The organism is Desulfonema magnum (assembly GCF_017377395.1).
GTDB classification, from domain to species: domain Bacteria; phylum Desulfobacterota; class Desulfobacteria; order Desulfobacterales; family 4be13; genus Desulfonema_C; species Desulfonema_C magnum.
This window is the reverse complement of sequence record NZ_CP061800.1, coordinates 7,057,708-7,082,572: the sequence shown is the minus strand read 5'-3', so window position 1 is coordinate 7,082,572 and position 24,865 is coordinate 7,057,708. Positions and strand designations below refer to the sequence as shown.

At 44.8% G+C, this 24,865-nt stretch carries 18 protein-coding genes; 8 read left to right on the top strand and 10 right to left on the bottom strand.

The annotated features are described in order from the left end of the window. Nucleotides 1-47: 47 nt before the first annotated feature. From dnm_RS27125 to dnm_RS27115, 3 genes are all read left to right on the top strand, one after another. Nucleotides 48-7,928, top strand: a complete 7,881-nt coding sequence (locus dnm_RS27125; RefSeq protein WP_207680011.1) for a PilC/PilY family type IV pilus protein — start codon at nucleotides 48-50, stop codon at nucleotides 7,926-7,928. A 125-nt stretch (nucleotides 7,929-8,053) separates the two neighbouring features. Then, a complete protein-coding gene (locus dnm_RS27120; protein ID WP_207680010.1) occupies nucleotides 8,054-8,467 on the top strand; it encodes a hypothetical protein in 414 nt (137 codons plus the stop codon). Then, on the top strand, nucleotides 8,464-9,024 hold the full coding sequence (locus dnm_RS27115) for a DUF4124 domain-containing protein (protein WP_207680009.1): 561 nt from the start codon (nucleotides 8,464-8,466) through the stop codon (nucleotides 9,022-9,024). Before dnm_RS27120 ends, dnm_RS27115 begins: the two co-directional genes overlap by 4 nt. Before the next feature lie 74 nt (nucleotides 9,025-9,098). Here dnm_RS27115 and dnm_RS27110 read toward each other — a convergent pair whose 3' ends face one another. The 5 genes from dnm_RS27110 to dnm_RS27090 form a co-directional block, all read right to left on the bottom strand. After that, nucleotides 9,099-9,962: a hypothetical protein gene (locus dnm_RS27110; protein WP_207680008.1), complete on the bottom strand. Its 864-nt coding sequence runs from the start codon at nucleotides 9,960-9,962 to the stop codon at nucleotides 9,099-9,101. Between the two features lie 565 nt (nucleotides 9,963-10,527). Beyond that, on the bottom strand, nucleotides 10,528-12,174 hold the full coding sequence (groL, locus tag dnm_RS27105) for a chaperonin GroEL (protein ID WP_207680007.1): 1,647 nt from the start codon (nucleotides 12,172-12,174) through the stop codon (nucleotides 10,528-10,530). A 36-nt stretch (nucleotides 12,175-12,210) separates the two neighbouring features. After that, nucleotides 12,211-12,498, bottom strand: coding sequence for a co-chaperone GroES (gene groES, locus dnm_RS27100; protein WP_207680006.1), 288 nt, complete (start codon nucleotides 12,496-12,498; stop codon nucleotides 12,211-12,213). A gap of 98 nt (nucleotides 12,499-12,596) precedes the next feature. Further along, nucleotides 12,597-12,875: an FmdB family zinc ribbon protein gene (locus dnm_RS27095; protein ID WP_207680005.1), complete on the bottom strand. Its 279-nt coding sequence runs from the start codon at nucleotides 12,873-12,875 to the stop codon at nucleotides 12,597-12,599. Between the two features lie 492 nt (nucleotides 12,876-13,367). After that, nucleotides 13,368-13,895 carry a hypothetical protein gene (locus dnm_RS27090; RefSeq protein ID WP_207680004.1) on the bottom strand — a complete coding sequence of 176 codons (528 nt, stop codon included), beginning with the start codon at nucleotides 13,893-13,895 and terminating at the stop codon, nucleotides 13,368-13,370. 133 nt (nucleotides 13,896-14,028) lie between these two features. Between dnm_RS27090 and dnm_RS27085 the strand changes: the two genes are divergently transcribed. Continuing rightward, nucleotides 14,029-14,127 (top strand): 30S ribosomal protein bS22, encoded by a 99-nt coding sequence (locus dnm_RS27085; protein WP_207680003.1) that lies wholly within the window; start codon nucleotides 14,029-14,031, stop codon nucleotides 14,125-14,127. Between the two features lie 179 nt (nucleotides 14,128-14,306). Here dnm_RS27085 and hflC read toward each other — a convergent pair whose 3' ends face one another. Together hflC and hflK are read right to left on the bottom strand one after the other, a co-directional pair. After that, a complete protein-coding gene (hflC, locus tag dnm_RS27080) occupies nucleotides 14,307-15,278 on the bottom strand; it encodes a protease modulator HflC (RefSeq protein WP_207680002.1) in 972 nt (323 codons plus the stop codon). Between the two features lie 136 nt (nucleotides 15,279-15,414). Further along, nucleotides 15,415-16,425 carry an FtsH protease activity modulator HflK gene (gene hflK / locus dnm_RS27075; protein ID WP_207680001.1) on the bottom strand — a complete coding sequence of 337 codons (1,011 nt, stop codon included), beginning with the start codon at nucleotides 16,423-16,425 and terminating at the stop codon, nucleotides 15,415-15,417. A 373-nt stretch (nucleotides 16,426-16,798) separates the two neighbouring features. Between hflK and dnm_RS27070 the strand changes: the two genes are divergently transcribed. After that, entirely contained in the window at nucleotides 16,799-17,113 is a 315-nt protein-coding gene (locus tag dnm_RS27070; protein WP_207680000.1) for a DciA family protein, read from the top strand. Between the two features lie 28 nt (nucleotides 17,114-17,141). Then, nucleotides 17,142-17,873, top strand: a complete 732-nt coding sequence (locus dnm_RS27065) for a tRNA1(Val) (adenine(37)-N6)-methyltransferase (RefSeq protein WP_207679999.1) — start codon at nucleotides 17,142-17,144, stop codon at nucleotides 17,871-17,873. Between the two features lie 58 nt (nucleotides 17,874-17,931). Here dnm_RS27065 and dnm_RS27060 read toward each other — a convergent pair whose 3' ends face one another. Beyond that, the gene (locus dnm_RS27060) at nucleotides 17,932-19,269 is read right to left on the bottom strand and encodes a DUF1015 domain-containing protein (protein ID WP_207679998.1); all 1,338 of its coding nucleotides are present in this window, start codon (nucleotides 19,267-19,269) and stop codon (nucleotides 17,932-17,934) included. Between the two features lie 315 nt (nucleotides 19,270-19,584). Further along, complete coding sequence (locus dnm_RS27055) at nucleotides 19,585-19,923, bottom strand: hypothetical protein (protein WP_207679997.1); 339 nt, start codon at nucleotides 19,921-19,923, stop codon at nucleotides 19,585-19,587. A gap of 253 nt (nucleotides 19,924-20,176) precedes the next feature. Here dnm_RS27055 and dnm_RS27050 point away from each other — a divergent pair, with 253 nt between their 5' ends. Both dnm_RS27050 and dnm_RS27045 read left to right on the top strand, forming a co-directional pair. After that, nucleotides 20,177-20,962, top strand: a complete 786-nt coding sequence (locus dnm_RS27050) for an exodeoxyribonuclease III (protein WP_207679996.1) — start codon at nucleotides 20,177-20,179, stop codon at nucleotides 20,960-20,962. Continuing rightward, complete coding sequence (locus tag dnm_RS27045) at nucleotides 20,959-21,951, top strand: DUF3187 family protein (protein WP_207679995.1); 993 nt, start codon at nucleotides 20,959-20,961, stop codon at nucleotides 21,949-21,951. The genes dnm_RS27050 and dnm_RS27045 overlap by 4 nt, the downstream gene beginning before the upstream one ends. 35 nt (nucleotides 21,952-21,986) lie before the next feature. Here dnm_RS27045 and glnE read toward each other — a convergent pair whose 3' ends face one another. Beyond that, entirely contained in the window at nucleotides 21,987-24,836 is a 2,850-nt protein-coding gene (gene glnE / locus dnm_RS27040) for a bifunctional [glutamate--ammonia ligase]-adenylyl-L-tyrosine phosphorylase/[glutamate--ammonia-ligase] adenylyltransferase (RefSeq protein ID WP_207679994.1), read from the bottom strand. Nucleotides 24,837-24,865: the final 29 nt, after the last annotated feature.

Below are 24,865 nucleotides of genomic sequence, written 5' to 3'. Positions count from 1 at the left end.
ACGGATCATATTTTTATATTAAAAATGATTTAAAAAGGGGCTTTACAATGATAAGAAAAAGCATAGTGATAATTGTGGTTGTTTTAATATGTGTGGGAGGAATATTTGGGGATGCTTTTGCTGACCCGACCATCAGCGGTTCACCGCCTGAGAGCGTGAATGAGGACAGTTCATACAGTTTTACACCAATAGCTAATGGTACCGGCACCCTGACTTTTTCAATTAATAAAACACCTGCTTGGGCAACCTTTGTCGCGACTGACGGCTCATTGTCAGGAACGCCGGATAATAGCCATGCCGGTAGTACCACAAGTGATATCATCATTACTGTAACAGATGATACTGGTTCAGCGAGTCTCCCCGGTTTTTCCATCGAGGTCGTCAATGTCAATGATCCTCCCACCGTCAGCGGCACACCAGCTACCACTGTGAATGAGGACACCGCTTACAGCTTCACCCCGACGGCAAATGACGATGACGGAGATACGCTGGAGTTTTCGATAACAGGCGATCCCTCGTGGGCAAATTTCAGTACAACTACGGGTGCGCTCACCGGCACGCCTGCAAACGACGACGTCGGAAGTTATACAAACATCGTCATAACGGTCACGGACGGCACTGAGTCCGTGAGTCTCCCCGGTTTTTCCATCGAGGTCGTCAATGTCAATGATCCTCCCACCGTCAGCGGCACACCAGCTACCACTGTGAATGAGGACACCGCTTACAGCTTCACCCCGACGGCAAATGACGATGACGGAGATACGCTGGAGTTTTCGATAACAGGCGATCCCTCGTGGGCAAATTTCAGTACAACTACGGGTGCGCTCACCGGCACGCCTGCAAACGACGACGTCGGAAGTTATACAAACATCGTCATAACGGTCACGGACGGCACTGAGTCCGTGAGTCTCCCCGGTTTTTCCATCGAGGTCGTCAATGTCAATGATCCTCCCACCGTCAGCGGCACACCAGCTACCACTGTGAATGAGGACACCGCTTACAGCTTCACCCCGACGGCAAATGACGATGACGGAGATACGCTGGAGTTTTCGATAACAGGCGATCCCTCGTGGGCAAATTTCAGTACAACTACGGGTGCGCTCACCGGCACGCCTGCAAACGACGACGTCGGAAGTTATACAAACATCGTCATAACGGTCACGGACGGCACTGAGTCCGTGAGTCTCCCCGGTTTTTCCATCGAGGTCGTCAATGTCAATGATCCTCCCACCGTCAGCGGCACACCAGCTACCACTGTGAATGAGGACACCGCTTACAGCTTCACCCCGACGGCAAATGACGATGACGGAGATACGCTGGAGTTTTCGATAACAGGCGATCCCTCGTGGGCAAATTTCAGTACAACTACGGGTGCGCTCACCGGCACGCCTGCAAACGACGACGTCGGAAGTTATACAAACATCGTCATAACGGTCACGGACGGCACTGAGTCCGTGAGTCTCCCCGGTTTTTCCATCGAGGTCGTCAATGTCAATGATCCTCCCACCGTCAGCGGCACACCAGCTACCACTGTGAATGAGGACACCGCTTACAGCTTCACCCCGACGGCAAATGACGATGACGGAGATACGCTGGAGTTTTCGATAACAGGCGATCCCTCGTGGGCAAATTTCAGTACAACTACGGGTGCGCTCACCGGCACGCCTGCAAACGACGACGTCGGAAGTTATACAAACATCGTCATAACGGTCACGGACGGCACTGAGTCCGTGAGTCTCCCCGGTTTTTCCATCGAGGTCGTCAATGTCAATGATCCTCCCACCGTCAGCGGCACACCAGCTACCACTGTGAATGAGGACACCGCTTACAGCTTCACCCCGACGGCAAATGACGATGACGGAGATACGCTGGAGTTTTCGATAACAGGCGATCCCTCGTGGGCAAATTTCAGTACAACTACGGGTGCGCTCACCGGCACGCCTGCAAACGACGACGTCGGAAGTTATACAAACATCGTCATAACGGTCACGGACGGCACTGAGTCCGTGAGTCTCCCCGGTTTTTCCATCGAGGTCGTCAATGTCAATGATTCCCCGACCATTACCAGCGACTCCCCGACGAGTACAGCGAATCAGAACGAGTCTTACTCCTTCACGGTTACGGCCACAGATATAGATGTGCCAGCGGATACGCTCAGTTACAGCATTTCCGATAACCCATCTTGGCTGAGTATTAATTCCGCAACAGGAGAACTGAGCGGCACACCAGGGTTTGCAGATGTGGGAACGACCACAGGAATAGTGGTAAAGGTCTCAGATGGTAACGGAGGAGAGGATTCCGTAACATTTGATATTACCGTTAAAATAGCTGAATACACGGTGACAGCCTCGGCCGGAACAGGCGGAAGCATAAGCCCGTCAGGTGATGTAAAAGTCCAGCATGGGAATTCTCAAAAATTTAATGTAACCGTGAGCGAAGGTTACGAGATCGTGTCGGTTGATGTGGACAGCGGTAGCGTGACTGAGGGGGGAACGCTTCCCAACGTGACTTATACTTTTGATTCTGTCACCGGAGATAACAGCCTGGCAATCACGTTTAAGAAGATAGAATACACTATAACCGCCACAGCCGGAACGGGCGGAAGCATAAGCCCGTCAGGTGATATTCCTGTGGAAAAAGGAGCAACTCAGAAATTTACAATAACCCCCGATGACAGCACATACAGAGTCGCTACTGTCGTAGTGGATGAAAGCCCGTTAAGTGTTGTCAAAGTAGGCGGTGCAGACAAGAACATAGAGGACGTATTGCCGGGAGATGTTGTCACCTATACTTTTTCAAATGTCACTGAACCCCATAGAATCGAGGCAACTTTTTCACAGGCTGATTATACGATAACAGCCACGATCAACGGTTTTGTTGGCGGAACCATAAGTCCTGAGGGGATTGTCGGAGTCGTGGAAGGTCAGGATCAGACATTCATAATGACCGGCAAGGAAATGCCTGGTGACGATGATTATAGCGTTGTCGAGTATATGATAGACAAGGGCACACCGAATGAGGAATTAGTAGTAATAAGTCCCGCAGTAGAGAAAACGACTTACACTTTTTCAAATGTGACAGCCAACCATACTATTGAGGTCACCTTCGGATATGTGTGGTATCGTAATTCATTGGACGATGCGGAAGAAGCCATTAGTTCGGGAAATGTGTATCTGACAGGCACGGAAATAAATCTGGATGCGGAAAACATGGGCGGCTTTCGCTTCCAGGAAGTTGAGGTAAAAAAGGGGTGCCCCGTTGTCAGAGCTTCGTTGGTGTTTATGCCTCCTCCTGATCCGCCCAGAACCACAGAAGGGGATATCGCTCTCGAAGTGTATGCACAAGCCGCTGATAATGCGCTGACATTTAAGTCAGAAAATAAAGATGTCTCAAACAGGCTTACCGATGCCATCGGTCCCCTCAGTTTTACAATATCGGCCGGAAAAACTATTCCCAGACTGGATATTAAGGAACTGGTACAGCAGCTTATTAACAGACCCGGATGGCAGTCCAAGAATTCAATGGTTTTCATAATCAAGGCTTATGATGTTGACCCTGATAATCCCGGAAAAAGAAATGCCGTATCCTATGATGGTCATGATTCATCGTATAAAGATATAGCAGCTCCTCTGTTGTCCATTGTTTACAATTGCGAGATACCTCAAGAATTCTCCATAACAGATGAAACATCAGAAGGCGGGAGCGTGACCTCAGATAGTGGCTTTATGAAGTTGTCAGCCAATCAGACTGTCAAACTGACGATCACGCCGAATCCTGGTTATAAATTTAAGGAGTTCTTGGTAGATGGCAATCCGGTAAGCGTTACCCCGGGATCCGAGGAGGGAACATTTACTTATAATCTGGATGTTGATAATAGCAATCATACAGTAAAAGCCGTTTTTGATGAAGTATTCTATACCATAACAGACGAAACATCAGGACATGGAAGCGTAGCCTCGAATGTAGGGTTTACGGGTCTGAAGTTTAACACAACTGCAAAACTGACCATTACACCTGCTGAGGGTTATAAATTGGAAAAGTTTACGGTAGATGACAATGAGGTAAGCGTTACCTCGGGAGCCGGGGGAACATATACCTATAATCTGCCTGTTAATTCTCAGAATCATAAAGTTAAGGCTGTTTTTGAACTCATTCCGATCATAACAACGACGACAACAACGACAACAACGACGACAACTCTTGCGACAACAACGACGACCACGACAACAACAAGCACGACTACCACAACGGCTGCTCCCTCTGACACGACCATACCGAGCAGTAGTATAACGACAACTACCAGTGGCGACGGTGTGACCACAACAACCGAACCTTATGTATGTATGCAAATTTCCAATGCACCGTTCGGAGCCAAAGGAAAAGCAGCGTCCTCCAATGTCATGTTTTTGCTGGACACATCTTCAAGTATGGACTCGTCATTCCAGTGTGATCCCAGCGATCAGAACAATGGCGGGGAATACAGAGTCGAAGGCGGGAAAACCAGAAGATATGTTTTTGATGATACAGATCCGAAAGTGAACTACTACAGCGCAACATATGTGCCTCAGGCCATCATGCCCAGATGCGAAAGGAACCGATGGAAGACCCAGTGTTCAGACTATAACTTTATCTATTATAATCCGGAAGATGATTATACTCCCTGGCCCGGGTATGAAGATGCTGATATGAATAACCCCAAATCAGATCCCCTGAAAAGCGCCACATTTGATTTGGAAGGAAAAGCCTATTGTTATATTATCCCGGGGTCTTGCTGCCCCGAGCCTAATACAGCGGATGAAAAACGGGCTATGGTTGGTTTGCATTATCAGGAAGTTGGCGGTGTCTGTGATATTAACAGTCCAGTCAATCCCGAGGATGTGGGCGGCAGACCAATTCACCGGGCACATTATTATGTGGAGAACGATGGTGAAGTCTGGCTTGTGGAACTTGACGGGGAAATCAGATTCTCCAAATTTGAGGACAGTAATGCCAATAATATTGTGGATTATGGCGAACTGTCAGAACCAACAACCACGAATCCGGGCATAGACCTGAAAGGAGATTACACGGCTGAACGCCAGAATTTTGTAAACTGGTACACCTATTATAGAAAGCGTATGCTCACTGCAAAAGCGGCCATTGCAAGGTCTCTTTCGGAAATGGAGGACCTCAATGTCGGAATTGCCGATATTCATAACAAGGTTCACCAAGGCGTTACCAGTGACAAAACCCAGGTGATGAGTGTCCTGTATAGCCTCGGAATGAATTCATTAACCCCGTTAAGAAGAGGGCTGAACAATGTGGGACAGTATTTTGACGCCAGACCGGGGGCCGGAAACGGCGGTTTTTCAGGGGAACCTCCCTACGGCACTTTTGAACAAGGCGGCAACTGTCAGATGAACTTTGTCATTGTGGTAACAGACGGGGCATACAACGGATCTTTCAGTTTATCCGAAAGTTCGGTTACCAAGATTACAGATACGGACGGAGATAACAACACCGAGTATGATGGGGGTAAATTTGCCAGCGGACTTTCAGACTCACTCGCGGACATCGCCATGGAATATTATGAAAATGACCTGCATCCGGACCTTCCTGATGATGTGGTGGATGGCGCTCCCCATCAGCATATGGTAACCTATACCATTGCGTTCGGTGTCGAAGGCGAGCTGAATTCAGATGATTATCCGGCCTGTCCCACAGGAACCTGTCCTGACTGGCCGGACACCCTGGGGAACTACGCCACACAAGAAAAAAGAAAAATTGATGACCTGTGGCACGCTGCTGTAAACGGAAGAGGCATATTCAAAAGTGCGGGAAGTACCCAGGAACTCGTGGACGTATTAACCGGTTTTGCACAGGACATTTCACAAAGAGCCGGAAAGGTGGGGCCGTCCATTGCCGCAAGTGGTCAGAAACTGATGCTGGGTATGAATATGTTTGTGACCGGCTATGACCCGGACAGCTGGGTAGGGGACCTGAAAGCTTATGAGATAGCCGCAACTGGGGAGGATAAAGGGAAAATAATAGGTTATCCTGACAGCCCCAAGTGGTCTGCCCTTGCAAAGCTGGATGCCATGACAGATGACGAAACCCTGTTAAAAAGAAAAATATTTACCTATAACGGAACAGAGGGGATCCCTTTCACCTTTGACAGCCTGACCTCCGGGCAGAAGGAAATGTTGGATAACAACAGCGCTGTAGCGGACTACCTGAGGGGGGATCATAGAAACGAAGGGATTCTTTTCAGAACCCGGCAAAGCGAAAGTGAAGAGATCGCAGGCCGCAGACTGGGAGATATTATTCATTCGGCACCGTTTTATAAAAAGCCTGTGGTATATGTCGGGGCCAACGACGGTATGCTTCACGCGTTTGATGACGCAACCGGAGAGGAATTATTTGCCTATATTCCCAACCTGGTATTCAGCAAGCTTATCCGTCTTACAAGAACCGGATATGCCCATGATTATTTTGTAGATCGTACCCCTTATGCAAAACAAATTGATTCAGGTCCCCTTGAAGGCAAAACACTTCTGGTCGGGGGACTGGGAAAAGGCGGAAAAGGGTATTATTGCCTTGATATATCTGATATGGAGGAGGAGCCACAGTCCTTTACTGAAAATCATGTCATGTGGGAATATCCGAAAACACCATATGATGAGACAGGCTATCCCTATTCCTCAGACCCTGACTTAGGCTTCAGTTTCAGCAGGGTATATATCGTGAAATCCAATATTGGCAAATCCGGAGGGGAGGACAAATGGATCGCCATCTTCGGCAATGGCTATGACAGCTCAAACGGTGAGGCATGTCTGTATATCCTTGATGTGGAAAGCGGAGAACTTCTGAAGCAAATTAAGGTGGGGGGCCTGGGTAAGGGCGTTCCCGGAGATCCTGCAGAAAGGAATACAACTGATGCGAGATGTAACGGTCTTTCCACACCGCTGCTCATTGATCCTAATCTGGACAGCCGCCTGGACTATGTGTATGCAGGAGACCTCCTGGGCAATTTGTGGAAATTTGATCTGACCAGTGAGAGCGCGAGTGAGTGGCATGTGGCATATGGAACAAACAACGCGCCTGAGCCTGTTTTTCAAGCCAGGGATAAAAACGGCAATCCTCAGCCTATAACCGCTGCCCCGGATGCCATAAGACATTGTGAGACCGATAAAAGAGGTTTTATCGTTGTTTTTGGAACCGGCAAATTCATATCGTCTGAGGATGCCAATGACATCAGTACTCAGACCATTTATGGCGTATGGGACTGGGAAGATGAATGGGATGTCAAGTCTCCCCCGGGCGATGACAAATACCTGGGACCCAGACCCGAAGGAAATTCTGTTGTCATCACTGAGGACGGGCCCCCTGTCCTGGAGCTGTCGCGGGTCAGCGAATCTTTTCTGGTGGAACAGACACTCCTTCCCGACACTGGGGCATATCGGGTGCTGACGGATCATGAAATTGACTGGTACGGGCCGGTGAGTGAAGAGGAAGAAGGAGAAGGACATGTGGGCTGGTATTTTGACCTCCCCAAAGAAGGAGAAAGAGTTCTCAACAATATCCTTATCAGAGAGGGCGTGGCCATTGTCACATCCACCATCCCCTCTTCGGAAGATGAAGAAGCAAATGTTTCTCCATGCAGCAGCGGAGGCGCATCAAGTTCGATTTTACATGCAATAAACGCGTGTACCGGAAAAAGACTTATCGAACCTTTTTTTGACATAAATAAGGACGGAGAGATTAATGCCAAAGATGTGACAGAAGGAGGTTTTGTTCCAAGCAGCATAGCGCCGACAGATGGTGACGGAGGAGGCGGCGGCGAAGTACCTCTTATCATAGAACCCGGTCTGTTGTACATAGACCCTGACGAACCCCCTGTCACGATTACGGAAATAACGGCAAAGATGCTTTATTGGAGAGAGTTTTGAGAATTGAAAATTGAAAATTGGGAATTGAAAATTGAAAATTGAGTCCCGTAGGGACGGCATATCTGTACTCTTTCATTTCTCAGTTTTCACTTCTCATTTCTCATTTTTAAAAGGGAGAATAAAAAATGAAAAAACGGATGGTTGCAGGATGGTTTGTTCTTTTTGCCTTTATAACGGTTACAGGTTATGCTGAAAATGATGTTCTGAAATCTCTGCCGGAAATCAAAGACATAGAAGCCGTGCCGGAAATCAAAGATATAAAAGCCGCACCGGAAATCAAAGACTTAAAAGCCGTGCCGGAAATCGAAGAAACTGAGAAAGAAATAAATTTTGAGGCCATCAGCCTGATTGAAAGAATGGAAAACGATGAAATTGTACTGAATGACAGCCTGTACAGATTTTCGCCTGATGTGAAATTCTATTCCAAGACAGGCAAACTTGTATCACGGTCAAAGTTTCATGTGGGAACCAGGGTGGGTTATATTTTAAATCCTGAAAATATTTATGAAGTTATATCTGTCTGGGAAGTTGAAAAATGATTTCACGATTTATTTTGCTGATATTGATCTGTGTGTGGTTTCCATGTTCTGTATCGGCTGAATTTTATCGGTACAGAGATGAAAACGGCGTACTCCGTTTTACAGATAATATTGCCGAAGTTCCTGAAGATCAGCTATCTGTGCAGACTTATAAAGAGCCGAATGATTTTCTCACTCCGGAACAACTGCAAGAAAAAGCGCAGAAGGAGGCGGCAGCGCTTCAGAAAGAGCAGGAAGCCAAAGCAAAAACAGAGGCTGAAACTAAGAAAAAAGAAAGTGATGCCCGGATATCTGAAATATCAAAGACCAAAGCAAGTCTGAAAAAACGGAAAAATATCCTGGATAAAGAGCGTGATGAACTGAGGAAAGAAAAACAGGCGCTTGCCACTGAAAAGGCGGCAGCCGCAACCCCTGATGCGCTTAAAAGTTATAGTGAGAAAATAAAACGCCTTAACGACCGGATTTCAGCCTACGAACAAAAACTGAATGCTTTTCAGAAAGAGGTGGAAGTCTTTAATGCGGAAGTGGAAGCCTTTAATGCACAGGCAAAGGAATAAGAAAATTTCCGAAGTTCGTAGTTCCGCCTTTAGGCGGTCTCACACCGCCTAAAGGCGGAACTACGAACCGGGGGTCATTCAGCGTTCGGACTGTGAATTTTTGCTCCCAGATAGACGGTTTTATCAGACTGAGTAATCAGAACTGTGGAGGTGGTATCTTCGGTGTGGAGTACAAGCACCTTACCAAAGTCCACAGGGGGAAGGCGAATTTTCTCTTTGGTTCTCGGACTGAACTGAGCGTTTTCCTGATAATATATGCTGTACTGCTGACCCGGAACAACACCATCTTTTTTTCCTTTGTCAATAAATGCCACGCTATGTTGCCCCAGTATTGTTGAATGCTCCTCAGCTCCGAAAATCTTTCCCTCAAGCCCTTTTACGCTTTCAGTCAGGATGATTTTAGGTGTCCGATTGTTGTATGGCATCAGAAAATCATCAATTTTAATTGTTCGGAACGACTGGATAACCTTGGCAATCACAAAACGAGGTTCTTTTTGGGTAATTTCAACAACACCTGTAAAATAGTGCTGCACGCCGATATGAGCATTTGTTTTCTTATCTCCTATTGGTTTCAGCGTCCGATAAGTTGTATAATATCTCCCGAGGGTGAGGGACGTGTTTCTTGTCTCTCTGATATAGATATCATCCCCCTTGCTGATCATCTGCTTATTCCCTTTTACATTGAAGATGGAACCGCTGGGAACCACGGGTTTCTGCCTAATGAAACCAACACGGTTAATCAGTGAATAGAAAAAATATGGCGGTTCTCCGACCCATGAGGATGTGTTTTCAGATTGGGCGTATTTGTTAAATTCAGTTCCCGGGTATGTAATATTTTCAGCTTCTTCAGCATAAAGCCTCACACAAAGAACAAATATCATTGACATGACGACAATACAGACACATGATGTTATCCGGAATTTTTTTATATAACACATTATAATCCCACCCTGTTATTTAATTCGTAATTTTTTTATGGAAAAAGAAGCATATGCCGCAGTGCGAAATTTTTTTCGCAGAGACTCTGAAAAAGGATTTTCGTACTTCGATTTTTGCTACAGGGATTTGATATACTCGATAATCAAGTTTTTTGACCCGGTTCGAACAAAAATTTGTCATTCCTGCGAAAGCAGGAATCCATTTTTGACCGATGCGGCGCTTCCGGGAGCAGTGGATTCCTGCTTTCGCAGGAATGACAAAAAAAATTTGATTATCGAGATATAAAAAGAGGATTTAATCCCTTTCTTATGAATCCCGTTTCTTATATGAAATCCATGTAGCGAAGGCAGTTTTTATAATTATATCAACAGCCATCATCTGCCTCTCTCAACGAAGCATGAAAAATTGTAATTTTTCCTAACACTTAACACTTAACACCTAACACTTTCATATAAAAATAAAAAAAGCCCTTTTGCTGATAAGCAAGCGGGCCTTTTTTATTTTATATAGAACTTATAAAATTAAAGATCAGGAGTTAAAAAATTTTTAATCCCTAATTCTTTTTTACATCATTCCGCCCATTCCGCCCATTCCGCCCATTCCGCCGCCGGCGGGCATGGCTGGCATATCTTGTTTTTCTTCGGGCTTGTCAGCGATCATGGCTTCCGTGGTCAGCATCAGGGAAGCGACACTTCCTGCATTCTGAAGCGCAAAACGTACCACTTTTGTGGGATCAATAACACCCGCTTCAATCAGGTCTTCATAGGTATTGGTGTCAGCATTGTATCCGAAAGAGCCTTCGCTGTTCTTTACTTTGTCAATCACAACAGAGCCTTCAAAACCAGCATTGTTGGCAATCTGGCGAAGCGGTTCTTCGATGGCTCGCATGACAACCTTCACACCCAGATTCTGTTCAGCATCGAGTTCTACTTTGCTCAGAGCATCCAGACTGCGTACCAGCGCGACACCGCCTCCGGGGACGATACCTTCTTCAACTGCTGCACGGGTCGCGTTGAGAGCATCTTCAACACGGGCTTTTTTCTCTTTCATTTCGGTTTCGGTCGCAGCGCCGACATTAATCACTGCCACACCGCCGATCAGTTTGGCCAGCCGTTCCTGAAGTTTTTCACGGTCATAGTCAGATGTGGTTTCATCAACCTGGGCACGGATCTGTTTTACGCGGCCTTCCAAAGCGGAACGCTCACCTGCTCCGTCAACAATGGTCGTGTTGTCTTTATCAATGCTGATACGTTTGGCCTGGCCCAGATCAGAAAGCGACAAACTTTCCAGTTTGATTCCCAGGTCCTCGGACACAACCTGTCCGCCAGTCAGAATGGCAATATCTTCCAGCATGGCTTTTCTTCTGTCGCCAAAACCCGGGGCCTTGACAGCAGCAACCTGCAATGTGCCTCTGAGTTTGTTCACGACCAATGTGGCAAGGGCTTCTCCGTCAACATCTTCAGCAATGATGACAAGGGGTTTGCCCATTTTTGCAACCTGCTCAAGTACAGGAAGAAGGTCTTTCATGTTGCTGACTTTTTTCTCGTTGATGAGGATATAGGGGTCTTCCAATGAGGCGGTCATTTTTTCCGCATCAGTCACAAAATAAGGAGAGAGATATCCGCGGTCGAACTGCATACCTTCGACAACATCAAGGGTGGTGTCCATGCTCTTGGCTTCTTCAACTGTGATGACGCCTTCTTTACCAACCTTGCCCATGGCTTCTGCGATAATGTTGCCAATGGTTTCGTCATTATTTGCGGAGATGGTGCCGACCTGGGCGATTTCACGCTGGTCTTTGGTGGGTTTGCTCATTGCATGAAGTTCTTTGACAGCAGCTTCCACAGCCTTGTCAATTCCCCGTTTGATAGCCATGGGATTGTTACCGGCCACAACGAGTTTCTGCCCTTCTTCATAAATCGCTCTTGCGAGTACGGTCGCTGTTGTTGTGCCGTCACCGGCCATGTCACTGGTTTTGCTGGCGACTTCTTTTACCATCTGTGCGCCCATATTTTCAAACTTGTCTTCCAGTTCGATCTCTTTGGCCACTGTCACCCCGTCTTTGGTAACTGTCGGAGATCCCCATGATTTGTCAATAACCACGTTTCTCCCCTTGGGGCCAAGGGTTACAACAACTGCCTCTGCAAGTGTTTTTACCCCGTTCAGCATGGCTTCACGGGCTTTCATATCATATTTTATCTGTTTTGCCATTTTTCTATCTGTCCTCCGTTATGTCCAAATTATTTTTTATTCGATTATTCCAAGAACGTCATCTTCACGCATGATCAGATATTCTTCGCCTTCAATTTTAACCTCTGTACCGGAATACTTCCCGAACAGAACCCGATCACCGACTTTGACTTCAAGAGCAATACGATTGCCGTCCTTGTCCAGCTTTCCAATGCCGACTGCGACAATCTTTCCCTCTGCCGGTTTTTCCTTGGCGGTGTCGGGGATAATGATTCCGCCCTTGGTTTTTGTCTCTTCTTCAACGCGCTGTACCAAAATTCGATCCTGTAACGGTTTCAGATTCATTTTTCAGATTCTCCTTTATTCTGATGAATGGTTTTTAATTTATTTAAAATTCATTTTTATATTATAACTGCATCCTTAAATTCAGGCAGGATGAGATATCAGTCTGTTTTATCAGTGCTTTTGGAGGATTCACTCCCGCTGTTGGCAGATGATGTCTCCTCTTTTTTCTTCGGGGTTCCGGAATAACTATCCTGTTTTTTACCTGCATAGTCTGTCACATACCATCCGGTTCCTTTCAGATGAAAACTGCTTTGAGAAATAAGCTTATGAAGACGTCCTGAACAATGTTTGCATGTCGTAAGAGGCATGTCAGAAAATTTTTGAATGACTTCTTCAATCCTTCCGCATTCTGTACATTCATATTCATAAATAGGCATATTTGAAAATCTCCTGTTTAAATATTTAAAAAATATGAAAAGGCACTGACTGAGCCTCTTCGGATGCTCCAAACGTTTGATCTAATATAGCGCGTGTTTTAACGTTGTCAAGAAAATGACAGGTAGTTTTTTAATGCGCATCGCCCAAAAAAATGCGTGTCACGGATTATTGTCTCCGTGAGTGGGAATTTATCAGAACCCTCCGCCATATATTATAAAATTTCAGCAAATTTATTTGCCGGACGAGGTTTGCAACCCCGTCCGTAAAGGTTCTTTGCAGGACAGGCCGTCTGAAATATTCATTGTCTTTTACAAGACGATTTTTTTTACGGTGCAGGCTTTGCAACCCCGTCCGTAACGTTTTTTGACAGAACAGACCGTCCGAAACATTCGTTGTCAGTGTTCCTGAAAAAATTACGGACGGGGTTACAAACCCCGTCCGGTACAGATGAACCCCGTCTGAACGCGGAGTTATGAACTTTAGTGAAAGCGTTATACCAACGTCATGTCGAAAAAATTTGAACATCGGGTAAGGACTTTTTCCAGTCCTGGAACCCGGAGAGTGGTGAGAATTTTATGGGCATCTTTGTGAACTCGTGTTTCTTCAGCCATTTTTTTTCGGGGGGGAGCATCAAAATTTTGTAAGAATTTACAAAATCTGACAATATGAACAAGCTCATGGGTGATAATGTATAATGCAAAAGGAAAAAGTTTTATGTCAGGAGATTGTTTTAAGGCAGAAAGAATGGCGTGGTCCTGAAGACATATTTTATAAAAATCATATATTGAAGAACTAAGACTTCTGTCTTTTCGTTTGCCTTCATAACGGATGACCTGCGCAAAAGGGCCGTGAACAATCTCGTTATGGCAAAGATCAGCCAGTGTTTTCACATCATACTTTCGCTGACGCCACTGACTGGCAGACATTTTATAGAAATTGTTTACCACCTCTTCCGCGACTGAGGCAGAATCATTTACAATGCTGATCTGTTCAGGGCTGAACGTTTCCAGATTTTTCATAAGCTTTGGTTTAAATTTTCTTATTTTTTGTCATTTAAAAGCTTGCAAAAAAATTGCAAACAGGTCAGTATATACCAAAATAAGTATTAAGCTTGTTTGATGCAAGAAAATAAAAAAGATCGGAGGTGATTTATTGGGTACTGTTGTTAAAAAGCGAAGAAAAAAAATGAGAAAGCATAAACACAGAAAGCTTTTGGCCCGTACGCGGCACCAGAGAAGAAAGGGTAAATAAATGATACCTGTTGCTTCTTTTTTTTAAAACAGGAAAAGCACCCGTTGCCAATGAAATCGGTGCTTTTTCTGTCTTTTATCTATTTATTCCCCATAAGGTCCGTAATGGCCGGAAGCCACGCTTTGTCACCCGGTCGCGGGAGACCTTTTTGTAAGTGTCTCCGCGCCCGGGAGGGGATATTACGGCTGTCCCGTGGGCAGACCATAGGTCTTTTTCCCAAAGCCTTTAAAGTATTTCAGAAACTCCGAATCTGTGGAAAGAATAAGAGAACTTTTGTCATCAAGTGTTTCACTGTAAATTTCAAGGGTTCTGGAAAACGAATAAAAGTCCGGATCCGCACCATATGCTTTGGCATATATTTTCAGCGCCTCTGCATCTGCTTTTCCTTTGATTTCCTGGGCAGCTTTGTAAGCTTCCGATGTGATCTGTTTCAAATCCCGATCTTTTTCCCCGATAATCTTACTGGCCTCACCTTTTCCTTCGGACCGAAATTTTTCAGCAATCTGTTTACGTTCCGCAATCATCCGGTCATACACGGATTTTCTCACTCTGTCCACATAATTCAGGCGTTTGATCTTCACATCAACAAGCTCAATACCGAATTTGTCAAGCTTGGGCTGAGCCTGTTTCAGGATTCCCTCTGTTATCTTTTCCCTGCCAGTTGTTATTGTGTATTGTGTGGCTTTGTGATCTTTCTGAACATCTTCCAATCCGATTTCAAGGGTATCCAGCTTCCGGTTGGTCTTGCGGACTGTTTCAATGAGACTGTAAGATGTGATAAAATTTCTTACCGCGGGATCAATGATATCATCAAGCCGTCCGATTGCGCTGTACATGTTGCTTACAGTCTGAAAAAACTTTACAGGATCAACGATTTTCCACCGGGCAAAAGCATCAACCCATATATAGGTTTTGTCCAAAGTGGGGATCTGTCCCGGGTCTCCGTCCCACTCCTGAAGATTTTTGGGGAAATAATTGGCTTTTTCAAGAATGGGAATCTTGAAATCAAGCCCTGGTTCTATCCTTGTTCTCACCACCTTCCCAAATCGGGTGAGAACCACCTGTTCTCTTTCATCCACAACATATGCCGACGCATATGCAAGAAAAAAGGCAACAATAGCAAAAACAGAGATAATTCCTTTGAATTTCATTTTTCTTTACACCACCTGTTTGTATGAAAGTGTTAGGTGTTAAGTGTTAAGTGTTAGGAGAAAACACTCAAACTTTCATGTTTTGTTGTGACCCTAAGGTCATGACCGTTTTAAAAAACGAATATTGATTTTTCAGTTATTTTTTAAGATTGAGCAGAGGGAGAAAATTTTTCTGGTCTGCATCAATAATATATTTCTGTCCCAACTTGGGAAAAAGGTCTTTCAACGCCTCAAGATAGAGTCGCCTCTTGGTGATATCCTTTGCTTTGACATACTCTGCATAGACCGCATTGAATCTGGAGACATCCCCCTGGGCACGGTTGACTCTGTCGAGTGCGTATCCTTCGGCAGCCTTTATTGTCCTTTCAGCTTCTCCCCTGGCAGCGGGAATGGCCTTGTTATACGCCTCTTTTGCCTGGTAAATCATCTTTTCCTTTTCCTGGACCGCCTGGTTTACCTCATTGAATGACGACTGGACAGGTCCCGGCACATTGGTCCGTTTCATTTCTATGGTGATGACATTTATACCGGTTTCAGCCCGGTCAAGTTCCGCCTGCAGAACAAGTTCTGCCTCGTCTGCAATCTCTTCCCGTTTGCTTATCACCTCATTAATGCTTCTGTCACCGATTACGAGGCGCATGGCTGATTCGGACATATCTTTAAGCAGCCGGTTAATATTTTCAACTTTAAAGAGATAATTGTAGGGATCACTTATTCTGTATTGAACGATCCACGGAACCAGTCCCACATTCAGATCCCCGGTAAGCATAAGGGCCACGTTGCTTTCACTTTCAGTTGAAAAGCGTGAGGACTCGCCCATGCCTGAGGATCTTAAACCGAATTCCTCTTTGTAAACACGTTTGATTTTAACCTTTGTTACAGATTCAATTCCCAAAGGCAGTTTCACGTTAAGACCCGGTCCCCGGGTGCGGACATATTTTCCGAACCGCTGAATAACGCCGACTTCATCAATTTCAACAGTGTAAACCATTGAAGAACCCAACATTACGATGATGATAAAAAAAATCAGAAAAGGCCCCCCTGGCAATTTAAACTTATTTACTTTTTTCATAAAATCGTCCAACTGGGGAGGCACATCACCTCTCTTGTGTTGCTGTTCCTTAAGCTTTTCCCAATCCCAACTCATTGTTTGTCCTCTGAATTTATTTTACAAACTCGGTTTTTCAATCTAATACCTTTATCTTAAATAACTATAAGTTATGTAAACTTGTAAGTCAAGGGAAAACCAACAGACATGGCATTGCTATTTTTTACCGTGAAAATACATTTTGAAAAGCCGGGCTTTTTATCTGAAAATATTTTCATGACCGGGGGCGAAAAACCCGGGTTTTTTATGAGCGTTTATTTTAAAAAATCAAAATTCAATAATATTAGATCAGTTATATTTATATTCAGGCAGTTTCCTGATTTTTCGGGATGCGCCCTGATTAATTATTTTTTTTAATTTCAGAATACCTTTGCTTGACATTATACAAGGCTTCAATATATTATTTTTTATCATGAAACCAAGAGAAAATACTAAAGAATTTACCCATATAGGCAGTATCATAAATAATACTTTAAAGAGCTACAGGTCTAAATCCGATGAAGAACTCGGTCAGGTTTGGAAGCTGTGGAATAATGCTGTGGGAGATGTCATTGCAAAAGATGCCCAGCCTGCGGCATTTAAAGGAAAACTTCTTCTGGTCCATGTTTCCAGTTCAGCATGGATACAGCAGCTTCAATTTTTAAAAAAGGACATGATAATAAAACTGAACAATGCCTTGGGAAAACATCTTATTGAGGATATAAAATTCAAAGTCGGACCTCTGTAATTTTTGGAAACAAAGTGAGTGCCTGAGAATGGATACAATTACAACTGATACCTTTTATAATGGGCAGCTTCAGGTAAGACAAAAGCGATCCGGATACCGCTTTTCAATTGATGCTGTTTTATTGGCATATCACAGTATGCCATATGCGGCTGCCAATACTGTTCTTGATTTGGGAACAGGATGCGGCATCATCCCCCTGATGCTGGCATATCATCATCCGAAAGTCAGAATCTGCGGAATTGAGATACAGGAGGAACTTGCTCATATTGCCGCACTGAATGTAGAAGAAAATGGCATGACAGATCAGATTCGCATTCTTTGCAGGGATATGAAAACCCTGAAGTATGATATGGTTTCCGGACCGGTTGAGCTGGTTGTCAGCAATCCGCCATACAGGAAAGCAAACTCAGGGCGGATAAACCCGAATCAGGAACGGGCAATAGCAAGACATGAAATAAAAGCCACGCTTTCTGATGTTATTGAAACCGCCCACCGCATGTTATGTACGTCAGGGAGATTTGTCACGATTTATCCGGCCGAACGTATGACAGACCTTCTTACACAAATGCGGGTTATCGGTATTGAACCCAAATATCTTCGTATGATTCATTCCGAAAGGGACACAGAAGCCAAACTGATATTGGCGCAAGGAATCAGGAGAGGACGGCCAGGCATAAAAGTCGGCCCTCCCCTGGTGATATATAATGAAGACGGTACTTACACAGATGAGGTCAACGCAATGTATAAAATTGAGAATTGAAAATTGAAAATTAAAATTCCAATCTCAATTCTCAACTTCCAGTTTCAATTCCCAATTCTCAATTCTCAATTCTCAATTTATTTATCACCTGGCCTGTAATAACCTTGGGGTAAAAATATGTTGATTTCCTGGGCATGGTCAGACCGCTTTCGGCAATGTCCTGAACCTGTTCGATCTTAGTGGGATTCAGAACAAAAACAATGTCACATTTACCAGAAGAAACCCTGTCCATGGCTTCTTCCGCGATGCTCGAATAGGCAATCAGTTTTTCATCATCAAGGTTGGTCTGATCAAACCCCAGTATTTCCATAAAAATAAGATGGGTCAGTATTGTCACATCAATATTTCTTAACACATCCGGAAGTTCATCGCCGAACAATTGCTCCATGACATTCGGTTTCAATGTCAGCAGGTACAGTTCCCGGATGTTTTTCATAAAAACCCCGATAGTGTTTTTTGATGCATATGATTTCAGCATCGAGACAAACTCCGCCTTTGCTTTTTCAGGTCCCTCCTCTCCGAAGGGTATTGCGATGATATCAAAATAATCTTCAGCTTTTTGGATAAATGTCTCAAGAACTGAATCCTGAACCCCTGTCAGCATACGATGCGCCGGCAGGATGACCATCCCGGGATCTTCCATGCTGCTAAGATACATCATAATATAATTGGCAGGATGAGTTTCAGAAAAATCAGGATCATTGGCCGCTACCCATTCTCTGTAATTCAGTGCGGTCTCATAGCGATGGTGCCCGTCAGCGATAAAAAGAGTTTTTTCTTTCATCGCATCGGAAATATTCGCCTGCACATCTGTATCACTTATGCGCCACATTTTATGTCTGTGACCTTTGCTGTCTGTAAAATCCGTATCCGGGGTCTTATCAGAAACAGCATTTTTTAATAACTTGAAAACAGTGGCATTTCTGTCAGGATAGAGTGAAAAAATCTGGCTGAGATTGGCATGACAGGCTTTCATAAGCTCAAGTCGTTCCGACTTTACATTGGAAAAGGTTCTTTCATGAGGAAGAACAACACCCTTTTCAAAAGGCTCAAGACCGACCCGCGCAATCAGTCCGAAACGTGTCACCATCTTGTCTTCCAAGGGAAATTCCATAGAAGTCAGATAAAATACAGCTGAATCGTCCTGAACCAGCAGACCCTCTGAAAGCCACTGATTAAAGCACTCTCCCGCTCTGGTATGGCAATTGTAATCACAAGTGTCATTTTCAGTTGTCTTGTTTAATATCAGTCTTACAATGTTTTGGGGATGACATTCATAGAATTCATTCTGTTCCTCTTCTGAAATAACATCAAAAGGCGGTGTTGTCACATCTGACAGATTATGAATTTTATCCGTATTATAGAGAATTCCCTTGAATGGAATAACATTTGCCATTTTTTAACTCCTTATTCTTATGATGGTAATGGGTTGCAGATTTGAGAATTTAAGCCTTATCTTAAGTACCTGAGCAAAAGTTTTTTATACATCTTTTTTTCTGTGAGCGGCAGAGAAACCCGGCTTTTTCCGTCACGGGCGGAGAGTCATTCCGGAAAAAAAGCCGGATTTCCTCCCCGGGCAAATATCGAAAATTTATGGATAGATACTTAGTTCCTATTCGGAATCGTCAGGTTTATAACATCCGAATCCCGAACGCGAAATCATGTCTGAAAAAATTAAAAGCTAATTATTATACTAAAGAAATAATATTATTCAAGTAAAATCAGTGTCAGCAGATCGAAAACTTCCGGGTATTCGGATTTTTTTCAAGCCGATGAGAACTGCAAAAATTGAGTTTGGTAAGGATTCTATATTCTTACAAAACTCAATCCTTGTAGTTTCACGGGCAGAATGAAAACAGGATTCGGGGATAACCGTGATTGGAAAATCCCGTCGGTCTTTCTCTTGCAAATTCTGTTCGGGCTGTTTATACTGAATGTAAAGCATCCTGACCGCATTCTCAAGCGAAGCATGGGAACGAGAAAACTGATTCAAATGGTTATACTCGATGATCAGGTTTTTTTCATCCGGTTCGGACAAAAAATCTGTCATTCCGTTCAACTGAGTTCACGCCTAACAGAATGACAGAAAAAAACTTGATCATCGGGTTATAAGTACCTAATTACAAAAATGTAGGGTGGGTGGAGCGAAGCGCAACCCACCGCACAAGGTGGGTTGCGCTTCGCTCCACCCACCCTACGTTCCTGTATTCCGGGTATTTTATTTTTGGAGAAATCCCTTATGATCATGAATTTTGTCCGTCATCCCTGATATTGATGTCCGGATTTATAATGAGGAGTTACAAATGTCTGAAAAATTAAAACTGATCTCCTGGAACGTAAACGGCCTGAGAGCCGCTGTGAACAAAGATTTTTTCAACTCTTTCAAAACACTGGACGCGGATATTTTTGCCATACAGGAGACAAAGCTCCAGGAACACCAGCTGACCCATGAGATGAAACATATTGACGGATATGAATCCTTCTGGAGTCATTCATCTGTGAAAAAAGGATACAGCGGCGTGGGGGTTTATACCAAGATAAAACCGCAGTATGTCCGGCACGGCATCGGCATCCCCGAATATGACAATGAGGGGCGGATATTGGAACTGGGTTTTAAGGATTTCGTATTTTTTAATATCTATTTTCCCAACGGACAGATGAGCGAGGAGCGTCTTCAATATAAGCTTGATTTTTACAGAGATTTTTTTGAATATGCGGACACATATAAAAAAGCAGGTCAATGCCTCATCATTACCGGGGATTACAACACCGCCCACAATGAAATTGACCTGAAGAATCCCAAACCCAATGAAAAATATTCCGGTTTTTTAAGAATCGAGCGGGACTGGCTGGACAAAATTATTGAGAACGGTTATACAGACACATTCAGGCATTTTCATCCCGATACTGTGAAATATTCATGGTGGTCTTACAGATTCAAGGCAAGAGAGAGGAATGCGGGATGGCGGATTGATTATTTCTTTGTATCAGAAAACATGGCTGACAACGGACAGATTCAGGATGCATTTATTGACAATGAGATTTACGGATCAGATCATTGTCCCGTGGGACTGGTGATAACAACATGATACGGATTTACATAACAGTGATACTTTTTGTATGTCTGACAATGAGCGCATGGGCCACTGAAAAAGGGCCCCTGCGTGTCAGAAATCAGTTTCCGCCTCATCTCATGTTTCTGACCCCCCTGCCGGATTCCCCGCGACTGATGCAGCGGAACCAGTTAAGCGTTTCGCTGTCTGCTGATTACGCCAGTGTTTTTGTAAACGCTGAATCAGAGGACTGGACAGCCCTCATGGATACGGAGATGACGGTTTTGGATGTGTCATTTGAATACGGAGTTACAGAATATCTGACCCTGTCGCTTGAAGTGCCGCTTATCAGCATGAATGACGGATTTTTGGACGGATTTTTGGAAGATTATCATAATATGCTCGGGGTTCCCAATTATGGAAGAGAAAATCGTCCGAAAAATGAATTTGCATATGTGTTGCAAAAGGAGGGGCAGGACTGGTTCAAATCAGAATCCGGCGGCTGTCATCCGGGAGACAGCTCTGTTTCCCTGAAAATTCCTCTGGCAGATGAAAAAGAGCCGTTTCTCCCCTGGTCTCTCAGTCTGTCTTATACGCTTAAAATACCTACCGGAGATGAAGATCACGGGTTTGGCAGCGGCGGTTTTGATCATGGGGTTTTCCTGTTTTCACAGTTTAATCTGTCTCCGTTTGTGCTTTATCTCAATCCCGGTTTTATCTTTTTAACTGATCCTGAGACATCCGGGCCGGAGATTTCAGTGAACAACATCTTTGCATTGCTTATCGCGGGGGAGTATATTTTCAACGATCAATGGACATTGTCAGCCCAGTTCAATTATTACACATCGCCTTTTGAGAATACGGGAATCCGCTCACTGGATGATGACAGTCTTGAACTTGCAGTGGGCTTCACCCGTGAACTCACATCGGCCATGACCCTGGAATTTGCTTTTTGTGAGGACCTGAGCCGCTCGGAACCCGATTTTAATGTCCATACCAGACTCATTTACAGGTTAGGAAACTAGGAGGAAGCGCAACGCACCGGAAAAAGGATATATGCTCAGAGACTCTGCTGTTGTAAAATTTTCCCATATATCTCCTTCACTTTTTCTCTCAACTCGCGAAACTGGCTTTCAGGAACTTTGGCAGGTCTTTTTCGGAGACTCAGCCTGTGTCCCACTGTTCTGTAAGTCAGATACGCTTTTCTGAGAAAATAGGCGGTGATGTCGTCAATAATTCCTGTTTTGGCCAAGGTTCCGATAAGGCGCACATTGTCGGTCCACTCAAGAAGCTCCGGATGTTCATGGGATTTCAACAGTACGAGGTATTGGACCAGGAACTCAATATCAACCATCCCCCCGGGTCCCTGTTTAAGATCAAAGGTTTCCGGATCATATTTTAAAAGTTCCTTACGCATAGTGTCCCGCATGCTCATAACTTCTTCCCGGAGTTTGGCTTTGTCACGGGGTCGGGCCAGGACTTCTGTTCGTATCTCTTCAAAACGGCGGATCATACGGGGCGATCCGATGATGGCTCTTGCCTTTATAATCGCCTGTTTTTCCCATGTCCAGGCTTCGTTAAACTGATAATCTCTGAACCCTTCAATATGACAGACCAGCACTCCGGATTTTCCGCTGGGCCGCAATCGCATATCTGCTTCATAAAGGAGACCGGCCGAAGTCGGTGCCGTGAGAATATGGATGACCCTCTGTCCCAGGCGGCCAAAGAAATGGCTGTTTTCTGTGGGACGTTTTCCGCCGATGGTCTGGTCATCGGTTCCCGCATGTAAAAACACCAGATCAAGATCAGAATCATATCCGAGTTCAAGGCCCCCGAGTTTTCCATATGCGATGACAGCAAATCCTCTCTCAAATGTGTCCTGACCCAGGTAGCAGGTTGGTTCTCCGTGAATCTCAACAAGGTGATTCCACGCCAGTTCAACCACTTTATTCAGAACGGTCTCCGCTATAGAAGAAAGATGGTCACTGACTCTCATAAGAGGAAGGGCCTCGGTGATGTCCGCGGCTGCCACACGCAATGTGTTGGTCTGTTTGAAAATGCGTAATTCTTCCATGTGCCACTCAAGATCATCAGGAGAAATCTGCTCAAGCCGATGACGAATTTCATTTTCAAGCTCCGGTCTTCCGGGCGGAACATAAAGCGTGCGGGAGTCGAGAAGCTCATCTAAGAGAACCGGATGGCGGGCCAAAAGAGACATGATCCAGGAACTGCTGTTGGCAAGCCTGATCAGATGATTCAGAGCCGCGGGATTTTCTAACAAAAGTGAGATATAGCTGGTACGTTTTTTTACGGTCTTAATGAGTTCGATGATGCGATTTAATCCGGGCGCGGATGGTTCGGACATGCTGATCTGTCTCAGTATCAGCGGGACAAGCTTGTCAATGCGTTCCCGGCCTTCCCGGGTAATGGTCACCGTGTCCAGATCATCATGCAGATGATTCAGAAGTTGTAACACCTCGTCAGGGTTTTCAAATCCCGCGGCTTTTATCACTTCCCTGGAATGCTCCTGTTCTGTGAGATTTAGCCATACTGCTTCCAAGTCATTCTCGGTTTTTTCATCTCCTTTTTCGGACGCTTTTGTTTCCAGCAACGTGTTAAAATGCCGGTGAACATTCTCCATATGTGTTTCAAGATGTGATGCGAAAGCCTCCCGGTCGGAAAATCCCATGGCACCGGAAAGGCGTTCCTGTCCCGGAGCATCTGAAGGAAGCTGATGGGTTTGCTGATCTGAAAATTCCTGTAAGCGATGTTCTGTGTTTCGCAGAAAAATATAAGCAGCTTCAAGCTCATCACATACATTCTGTTCAATATGGTTTTCCCGGACAAGTATTCTTAATATGTTTTGAATGCCTCGTTCCTGAAGAGAATGCACCACTCCCCCGCGTATGAGTTGAAATATCTGTCCGAAAAATTCTATTTCGCGTATGCCTCCGGGACCGAGTTTGATGTTATCTTTCATTCCCTTGCGTCTCACTTCAAGAGATATCTTCTGTTTCATTTCTCTTAAAGATTCAAACACCCCGAAATCCAGGTATCTGCGATAAATAAAGGGGTTCAGAGATTTCAGGAGTCCGGCCCCGGCAATTTTGTCACCTGCCACAACTCTGGCTTTGATCCAGGCATAACGCTCCCATTCCCGGCCCTGCATCTGATAGTAGGTCTCCATGGCATCAAAATTCATAACAAGAGGTCCGCTTTCGCCATAAGGACGAAGCCCCATATCTGTCCTGAACACAATGCCGTCCGCGCTGGTAGCGCCAAGGACATTTAACAGGCGACGGCAAAGTCGGACAAAGAATTCCTCATTTGTCACACACGCGGGACCTCCGATTGTTTCTCCTGGCTCAGAATAGGCAAAGATCAGGTCAATATCCGAGGAAAAATTTAATTCATACGCGCCTAACTTACCCATCCCCAGAACAACAAGATATTGCTGTGATCCGTCTGTTCCTGTGGGAACACCAAATTTTGAGCATTCCCATTCATAAAGAAATGAAAGCGCGTGTTCGATACACGCCTCGGCAAACGCGGAAAGATCGGCCATGGTCTCCGAGAGGTCTGCCCGGCCTGAAAGATCACGGCAGGCAATCCGAACCATTTCACGGCGTCGGACACAGCGAAGCACACGCCCCAGGTTCGCCTCATCCTCTGTCCCGGAAAGCATTGCCTTCAGCTTATTATCATATTCCTCTGCTGTGTATGTCTTTTTAAGATCACCGCTTTTGATAAGGTCTTCCAGTAGTTCGGGGTTTCGGATACAGCTCCTTGTGACAAAATCACTGAATGCGAAAACCCGTTCTAATTCGGCAGTCATTTCAGGATCATCTGGCGAAGAAATGCCTGCTTCTCCGATTACGACACAAAATTCATCCCATTTGTCATTTGTCATTTGTCATTTGCCATTTGCCATTTGTCATT